This is a genomic window from Paenibacillus sp. TAF43_2 (assembly GCF_052113545.1).
Taxonomy (GTDB): Bacteria; Bacillota; Bacilli; order Paenibacillales; family Paenibacillaceae; genus Pristimantibacillus.
Window position 1 is genome coordinate 1 of sequence record NZ_JBFRDK010000384.1, and the last position, 1116, is coordinate 1116.

Consider the following 1116-nt stretch of genomic DNA (forward strand, 5'->3'; position numbering starts at 1 on the left):
CGAACTGGGTAAAGAAGTATAATAGTCATAGCAGCTTAAAGGCCTATAAAGGGGGAGCAACGGCTATGACGAAAGGACGTTCTACGACCTGGAAAGAACGGATCGAGATTGTTCAGTATTGTATGACACATGACGAGGATTACGGTAAGACAGCGGAGCAGCATCAGGTCTCCTACCAACAGGTGTACCAGTGGGTGAAGAAATACCAAGACGGAGGACAAGAAGCGCTTCAGGATGGACGTGGACGTAAAAAAAACGAAGAAGAGTTAACGGACACCGACCTCCAGAAGCTTGCGATGAAGAAGATGCAGGCTGAAAATGAACGTCTACGGGCAGAGAATGCATTCCTAAAAAAGTTAGAGGAACTCGAAAGAAGGCGACGCTAAGCCAAGTACGTCAAGAAAACATCTATCTTRCCATTCAAGCGGTACGGCAAGACGGGCAGTTCAGCATAAAGACRCTGTGTGAAATTGCAGAGATTCCACGGTCAAGCTATTACAAATGGCTGAACCGTAAGCCTAGTGTACGTGAACTAGAAAACCAAAAACTCACAAAAGCGATGATCTCGCTGCATGAGAAGGTAGGCGGTATCTACGGGTACCGTCGATTAAAGCTTCACTTGTGCAAAGAAACGAAGCAGAAGATTAACCACAAGCGYATCCAGCGCCTCATGCAGCTACAAGGCATTCAGTCAGTGATTCGCCGCAGAAAACGAAAGAAATACGCAGCGTCAACGCCTCAGCACKTGGCTGAGAACCTGCTAAACCGCGAATTCACCGCGACAAAACCGAACGWAAAATGGGTAACCGATGTAACGGAATTCAAATATGGTCACGGTCAAAAGGCGTATTTAAGCGCYATCTTGGACCTCCACGACAACACCGTTGTGTCTCACGTATTCGGRCACTCGAACAACAATAGCCTCGTGTTTCAAACCGTCAAAAGGGCGATGAAGGCAGCATCAAAGAGCAAGCCSATGTTGCATAGTGACCGAGGCTTTCAATACACTTCTCTACGGTTCAAAAAGTTATTTGGGAAAAAAATAACCCATAGCATGTCTCGCGTAGGGAGATGCATCGATAACAGTCCCATAGAATCCTTCTGGGGAACCCTGAA

At 46.8% G+C, this 1116-nt stretch carries 2 protein-coding genes; both read left to right on the top strand.

All coding sequences use genetic code 11. The features are described 5' to 3' along the window. A partial coding sequence (locus AB4Z17_RS33575; RefSeq protein WP_441964784.1) for a helix-turn-helix domain-containing protein occupies window positions 1-386 on the top strand: 386 nt, incomplete at its 5' end. A 32-nt stretch (window positions 387-418) separates the two neighbouring features. Beyond that, the coding region (locus AB4Z17_RS33580; protein ID WP_441964786.1) for an IS3 family transposase at window positions 419-1116 on the top strand (698 nt) is incomplete at its 3' end.